The sequence below is a fragment of the Kitasatospora sp. NPDC096077 genome, from assembly GCF_040303245.1.
Classification (GTDB): Bacteria; Actinomycetota; Actinomycetes; order Streptomycetales; family Streptomycetaceae; genus Kitasatospora.
On sequence record NZ_JBEOSV010000107.1, the window covers coordinates 1 to 5,713 of the forward strand.

At 71.0% G+C, this 5,713-nt stretch carries 11 protein-coding genes; 7 read left to right on the top strand and 4 right to left on the bottom strand.

What is annotated here, in order from left to right:
• The 3 genes from ABTZ03_RS42275 to ABTZ03_RS42285 form a co-directional block, all read left to right on the top strand.
• The coding region (locus ABTZ03_RS42275; RefSeq protein ID WP_350518588.1) for a hypothetical protein at positions 1-220 on the top strand (220 nt) is incomplete at its 5' end.
• A gap of 105 nt (positions 221-325) precedes the next feature.
• Positions 326-649 carry a hypothetical protein gene (locus ABTZ03_RS42280; RefSeq protein WP_350518589.1) on the top strand — a complete coding sequence of 108 codons (324 nt, stop codon included), beginning with the start codon at positions 326-328 and terminating at the stop codon, positions 647-649.
• 306 nt (positions 650-955) lie between these two features.
• A complete protein-coding gene (locus ABTZ03_RS42285) occupies positions 956-1,150 on the top strand; it encodes a carbohydrate-binding module family 14 protein (RefSeq protein ID WP_350518590.1) in 195 nt (64 codons plus the stop codon).
• Between the two features lie 93 nt (positions 1,151-1,243).
• Here ABTZ03_RS42285 and ABTZ03_RS42290 read toward each other — a convergent pair whose 3' ends face one another.
• Entirely contained in the window at positions 1,244-1,753 is a 510-nt protein-coding gene (locus ABTZ03_RS42290) for a hypothetical protein (protein WP_350518591.1), read from the bottom strand.
• A 474-nt stretch (positions 1,754-2,227) separates the two neighbouring features.
• Between ABTZ03_RS42290 and ABTZ03_RS42295 the strand changes: the two genes are divergently transcribed.
• On the top strand, positions 2,228-2,440 hold the full coding sequence (locus ABTZ03_RS42295; protein ID WP_350518592.1) for a hypothetical protein: 213 nt from the start codon (positions 2,228-2,230) through the stop codon (positions 2,438-2,440).
• 52 nt (positions 2,441-2,492) lie between these two features.
• Entirely contained in the window at positions 2,493-3,017 is a 525-nt protein-coding gene (locus ABTZ03_RS42300; RefSeq protein ID WP_350518593.1) for a hypothetical protein, read from the top strand.
• A gap of 176 nt (positions 3,018-3,193) precedes the next feature.
• Here the strand turns inward: ABTZ03_RS42300 and ABTZ03_RS42305 are convergent, their stop codons facing one another.
• The gene (locus tag ABTZ03_RS42305) at positions 3,194-3,424 is read right to left on the bottom strand and encodes a DUF8825 domain-containing protein (protein WP_350518594.1); all 231 of its coding nucleotides are present in this window, start codon (positions 3,422-3,424) and stop codon (positions 3,194-3,196) included.
• A gap of 218 nt (positions 3,425-3,642) precedes the next feature.
• On the opposite strand from ABTZ03_RS42305, the gene ABTZ03_RS42310 reads away from it, so the two are divergent.
• The gene (locus ABTZ03_RS42310) at positions 3,643-3,930 is read left to right on the top strand and encodes a hypothetical protein (RefSeq protein WP_350518595.1); all 288 of its coding nucleotides are present in this window, start codon (positions 3,643-3,645) and stop codon (positions 3,928-3,930) included.
• Positions 3,931-4,186: 256 nt separating this feature from the next.
• On the opposite strand, the gene ABTZ03_RS42315 is transcribed toward ABTZ03_RS42310, so the two are convergent.
• Positions 4,187-4,873, bottom strand: a complete 687-nt coding sequence (locus tag ABTZ03_RS42315; RefSeq protein WP_350518596.1) for a hypothetical protein — start codon at positions 4,871-4,873, stop codon at positions 4,187-4,189.
• A 104-nt stretch (positions 4,874-4,977) separates the two neighbouring features.
• Here ABTZ03_RS42315 and ABTZ03_RS42320 point away from each other — a divergent pair, with 104 nt between their 5' ends.
• Positions 4,978-5,202, top strand: a complete 225-nt coding sequence (locus ABTZ03_RS42320) for a hypothetical protein (protein WP_350518597.1) — start codon at positions 4,978-4,980, stop codon at positions 5,200-5,202.
• Between the two features lie 307 nt (positions 5,203-5,509).
• On the opposite strand, the gene ABTZ03_RS42325 is transcribed toward ABTZ03_RS42320, so the two are convergent.
• The coding region (locus ABTZ03_RS42325) for a hypothetical protein (protein WP_502894767.1) at positions 5,510-5,713 on the bottom strand (204 nt) is incomplete at its 5' end.

Sequence of the window (5,713 nt, forward strand, 5' to 3'; positions counted from 1 at the left end):
CGGTGACGTCAAAACTCGTGAACATCACCCGTCCGTGGTTCGGGGTGCCTCCCAAACTCGTGAACAACTGACGTCACAACTCGTGGTTAAAGCCAACTGGGCGGCCGGCGGCGTGCCCGGCCTGGACCCGGTCACCGCCACGGGCCTGGGGGCCGTCTTGGAGCACTTGGCTGACCAGCTGGACGTCCAGTGCATCGCCCAGGCCGACAGCCAGAACTGACCCCAGGACAGACAGAGAGGCCGGGCCGCCCGGCGACTTCCAGGGCCCACCCCGTGCGACGGGGCGGGCCCTTCTGCATGCCCCCCGTCGAAGGAGACCGCCCCGATGCCGACGCTGCATTACACCCCCGCCGCCGCCCGCGCCCTGGCCCGCCTGGAGAAGGGTCGCCGCGCCGACGCCCGCCGGCTGCGCCGGGTCCGCCGCGCCCTGGAGCGCCTGGCCGCCGACCCGCACCACCCCGGCCTGAACTCCCACCGCTACCCCGGTCTGCCCGGACATGAGCACACCGCCGCCTGGACCTCCTACGTCGACCAGGGCGCCGGCGCCTGGCGCCTCCACTGGACCTGGGGCCCCGCCGACCGCGCCACCGGCCGCGATGAGCCGGGCGGTTCGGTGGTCACCGTGCTGCGGGTCGGCCCGCACCTGTAGTCGGTCCGCGGCCACGGGCGGCCGGGGTGCCGAAGGCCTCGACGTAGCCGTTCGCCGGTCCCTGCCGGGGAGCGGGCGCTGCCCGTCACCGACCCGTCGGGGATGCCCGGGCCTGGGCGGTGGGCGGCGTCGGCTCTTGGCGGCAGCGGAGCGGTGGCACACGCTTGGGCTTCGGCCAGCCAGTCGTCACCTGGGCCCTTGAGGCGAACCAGCTGTCCGGTCGGAGCCTCCGGGAGCACTGGACCGGGCACGCTCGATTCTCCGAAGTCCCGCTATGCCCCGCACCGACACGGTAGAAACGGTCGCATGAGTGAGACGAAGCCCCTGTGCGAGTTCGACAGCCAGCTACTCCCCGACCCGACCGACCCCTCGAAGTTCTACGAGTGCACCTCCGACCTCCAACCGGTCGAGATGCAGTGCCCGGCCGGCCTCGTCTTCAACCCTGAGACCAACCTGTGCGACTGGCCGGCGCACGTCCGTCAGATCACCCCTAAGTCCTAGAGTCCTGTCAACGACCCAACTGATCGCCAGGACACCGCCTGGTTGTCCGCGGCTGCGGTCGCCGGACAGGGCCCGCCCGGCACCGCGCCGTCGTCAGGCCTGCGGTGTCGCCGTGGCGAACCGCTGGTGAGCGGTCTGCCGTGTGACCTGGGCGGCGTCGCCGATGTTCTGCCAGCTCGCCCGCCCGGCCCGTGCCGCCTTGACCGCGTCGGACATCTCCGCCCGGCCCATCCGCTCGACCTGGTCGGCGGCCCGGACCGCCGCGAGGGGGCGCTCGGCGGTCAGGCCCTGGAGACGGCGCCGCAGTTGCTCGATCAGCCGCAGGACGTCCTCGGGGACCTGGTCGCCCAGGGCCAGGGCCAGGTGCTGCTCCCATGCCGTGTACCAGTCCGACCCGGGCCCGTCCGTGACGGCCTGCCCGGTGAAGTCGAGCGCGACCATCTCCCGCCCGCGCCAGCCGCACGAGCAGCTCGCCCTCCCGGCCACGGCCCGGGCCCGGCCGCCCCGGCCGTCGTGCCGGTGCCACGGGCCCTCCAGCTCGGCCCCGCTGCCCGCCAGCGCCCGCAGCTCACCGACGTGCTCCTCCGGCACGTCCGCCGTCATGTCCGACTCCACGTCAACACCTTCCCCACAGACACCACGGCGTCAGGACCTCCTGCCGCCACCCAAACCCGTCAACCATTCTGACGTCAGGGCAGCCGTGTCAGGCGCCCATGACGGTTGAATGGGTTCACCTTCATCCATTTCCGTTGCGGTCGACCGGTGACTTTGGACTTGAAATCAAAGGACCTAGGTCATGTTTGTGGATCAAAAATCCTCGCAATCTTCCCTCGGCGCCGCCGGGATGAAAATGTTGCGACGAAGCAAGGGCCGCGGGGGCGGGCCACGGAAATTTCGACCCGCACCCTTCCGGCGGCTTTTCACAGGACGGAGATCCCGGATTCCATGCGTGCGGTTACTTTTATTCCCAGGGCTGCTGTTCTTTCCGTTGCGGCGGCGGGGCTGGCACTCGTGCCGGTACAGGCTCATGCCGCAACGGGAAACACCGGCGGAAGCCTGACGTACTCGGACGGAGTCATGTCGGCACGAGGCTGGACGAACGGCTGGCCCGGGCAAGTCCACGTCACCGCCTATCTCGACCGGAACGGTGCCACCGTCCAGCAACGCGAGGCAGGCGGCTGGGGGAGCGCCATGACCTCGACCATGTCCTTCTGCCCGACCCCCGGACACTGGACGCTGCGCGTGCTCGGCCCCCAGGGCACGGACTACTACACGAGTATCGACGCCTGAGCGCGATAGCCTGCCGGTACGGAAATCCTGGAGACCGAGTGGGAGGTACCACGTGACGGATATCGATTTCCCCCTGTGGGACACGGTGAGTTCAGCCCCGGCGCGTCCCGAAGCCACCCGGGTCACCATGGAAGGCGGAAACTCCCTGCAGAGCGTACGGCTTCTGCGGGGCTCAAGGTACCCGCAGGAATGGGTCGCCGCCTATTCCTTTCCGCCCTCCTTCCGGGGAGTCGGGCACTGGAACTTCTCCGGAGTGGCACTGAACGACTTCATACAAGAACTGGGGCAACTGGAATCGGATCACGACCCGGATGCTTTCCGGCGCCTCAGCGAGGCACTGCTGCCGCTGGACGCGGCAATGCCGACAAGCAGGACCACCGTCCTGGTCGACGGCGTGACAGTCGACGCACTGCGGTTCCAGGTCCTGGACGTCGGCTGGCTGCTGGTCTCGGACGATCACAACTTCGACTTCGCCATCGCGGGAATGCACTCGGCAGAGGTGCCGGCCCTGCGGCGGGCCGCAGTCGACATCTGGGAAGACGCGGTGGCCGAGCGCATACGCCAGCTGCTCAAGTAGCGCTTTGCCCCTTGGGGCGGCGCCCGCACCGCGAGCACTGCCCCACCCCAAGGGCCTGCTTGTCGAGCAAGACCGGAGGTCTCGTCATCCACGACCAGGCCACCCGCCTCACCCTCGACACGGCCACCACGCGGCTGGCGGGCTGACAACACGACACCGAGGCATCCGGCCCGCGGTCAAGCCGCGGGCGCAGCGCCGCCGTCCGGGCGTGCTGCCTGCTTGAGCTTCATCTCGGCCTTGTGCCGGTTGTCCACCCCGGCCCAGTACGGGTGGGCGTACAGCTCGGCGCTGACCACCGAGAACGAGGCCCGTGTCTCCTCGGTCGGGTCGCCGGCCCAGTCGGCCTCGGCGGTGAACCAGCGGCGCTGGAGTTCGAGCAGGTCAGCGGGGAAATCGGTGTCGGACACCGGCCCATCGTAGGTCGCACCCCCGGGCGGGCCGACGGCACGGCACCGGTCTGGGACACGCGGTCGCCGAGACCGTCGCCGCCTACCGCGGCCGCGTGCTGCTCGCCGCCGACCCGGAGACGTTCGACGCCGTCGACCAGGCCGTCGCCGACCTCCTGGCGCGGCAGGGCGCCGAGTGAGCCGACCAGTACCAACAGCCGGGCCACCCGACGGTCGCCGTGATCACCGACCGCACCGCCCAGCGCGCCAAGGAACTCGGCGCCACCGAGGCCCTGGGAGCGCCGCGCGCCGAACTCGAACACCGGCCGCGGCTCGGCCCTCCGATCCGCGCCGTCACCGAGGGTGGCCAGCAGGTCGAGCTGTACTCCACCCGCATCGAGGCAGCCCCCGCCACCGCCTGCCCGGCCCTCAACGTGGTCCACGCCTACGCCCCCGCCCCGCCCTGGCCGCCGACCGTGCGGATCGCCGCCGTCGTCCCCGAAGACCCGCCGCCCCCCGCGCCGTAGAACAAGGGCCTCCGGGCCGCCACCGCTACGCTGCTGCCGGTGCCCGCCGGTCCCGGGACGCACACCTCTGGGCCATCACCGGCGGGCACCGCGCCGCCGTCGGCCTGGGACAAAGCTGAGACACACCCTGTCTCAGCCCGCCCGGTATGCCCGATTCGCTAGGACGGTCCCACCCTGAAACCCCAGGTCGCGACGTTCTGCGTCCGGACCTGGGACAGGGCTGGGACAGCCGACCGCAACCGGCTGCCAGCCTTCGTCAGGGCTCCCGGAACCGGATCAGCGGCGGGTGTTCCACGGCGTCCGGGTCGGTGCGCGGGTCGTAGACGGCGAGCCCGGTCGCCCGCACCCGCCCGGCGATCCGTAGCCACTCCTTGTGGTCCGCCTCGGCAGTGAGGACCGATTGGTCGACGTTCGGGTCCTCCAGGGCCAGGCCCCGGACGCGCTGGAGCTGTTCCAGCGCCTTCTCCGCCGCCCGGTCGATCTCCGGCGGCGTCATCCCGTCCGCGTCCCGGCACACCAGCGCCCGGTGGAAGAGGTCCGTGTCCGGGTGGAGCACCAGGCGCTCGCCGGGCGGGCGCAGCCAGCGGGCCGGGATGGTGTGGGCGACCGTGCCGGGGAACGCGATGGCCTGCCCGTCCGTGTCGGTCACGATGCCGGTGATCTCGTACTCCTGGCCTTCGGCGAGATCGAGGGCCGCGGCCTGTTCGGCGCTCAGGCGCAGTCTGACGCGGACGGCCGGGAGGTCACGGCTGACCTGCACCGTGCCGGGCTCCTCGCCGAAGCCGGTCACCGTCACCGTGATGCGCCGGCCGCGGACCAGGTGCAGCTGCATGTTCGCCCGCCACTGCCCGGGCGTGTCTCCCGGACGGCGCAGCTCCTCCGGAAGCCGCTGGGGGATGCTCGCGATGTAGGTCCCGCCGACCACGACGTCCCCGGTACGCATCGCTGCTCCCCTTGCCCTGTGCCTGTCTCCATCGTGCCCGGCTGGTGCCTGCCAAGTTCGGTGTTCGGCGTGGCCGGGTGGACGGACCTGGGAGACTGGCGATCATGAGTTCCGACCGGCGCCCGCTGTGGCGGCCCTTCTCCGAGCCCGCCACCGACACCCCCGTCCCGTCGTCCGGCGGGGCCCGGCTGCTCGCGGTCGAGCGGGCCCCGTTCCTGGAGCCGCTGCCCGCCGCCGAGGTGTCCGAGGCGTCGGCAGTGCCGTCCTCCCGTCGTCGGCTCGGCCCTGGGGGTCTGGCCGCCTCCGCGGTATCGGACGACCGGAGCTGACCTCGCAGTGATCCGCCTTGGGCACCCCGGGCGGGCTGGTGAGAACGCTGTCCGCGATGGTGAGTTCGACCGGTGAGTTTCGTCCGCCGAAACTCAGCGCTTTTCACGCCGTAGAACGTGGCGTTCGCCAGCCGGTCCTTCTCCAGCTCGTCGGCCAGCTGCGTCCACCCCGCGCCGCGCCGCACCACGCCGAGGAACTTCCCCAGCGCCTCGTTGTCGTCCCACAGCTCCTGCGCCGCGCTGATGATCAGCTTGTTTCTTAACCTCACACTCGATCAGGCGCGAGGTTAAGGAACAAGCTGAGGATCTACGATTCGCCGTCGCCGAGGTTCGAGGGGTTGGGTTGGTCGTTCCCGCCGTCGCCGAGGTTCGGGGTGTCGCCGAGGTTCGAGGGGTTGGGTTGGTCGTTCCCGCCGTCGCCGAGGTTCGGGGTGTCGCCGAGGTTCGGGGTGTCGCCGAGGTTCGAGGGGTTGGGTTGGTCGTTCCCGCCGTCGCCGAGGTTCGGGGTGTC

Bases quoted from the DNA above. Each gene is read 5' to 3' on its own strand.
- ABTZ03_RS42290 (WP_350518591.1), bottom strand. From the start codon at position 1,753: ATGACGGCGGACGTGCCGGAGGAGCACGTCGGTGAGCTGCGGGCGCTG.
- ABTZ03_RS42315 (WP_350518596.1), bottom strand. From the start codon at position 4,873: ATGCGTACCGGGGACGTCGTGGTCGGCGGGACCTACATCGCGAGCATC.
- ABTZ03_RS42280 (WP_350518589.1), top strand. From the start codon at position 326: ATGCCGACGCTGCATTACACCCCCGCCGCCGCCCGCGCCCTGGCCCGC.
- ABTZ03_RS42320 (WP_350518597.1), top strand. From the start codon at position 4,978: ATGAGTTCCGACCGGCGCCCGCTGTGGCGGCCCTTCTCCGAGCCCGCC.
- ABTZ03_RS42285 (WP_350518590.1), top strand. From the start codon at position 956: ATGAGTGAGACGAAGCCCCTGTGCGAGTTCGACAGCCAGCTACTCCCC.
- ABTZ03_RS42295 (WP_350518592.1), top strand. From the start codon at position 2,228: ATGTCGGCACGAGGCTGGACGAACGGCTGGCCCGGGCAAGTCCACGTC.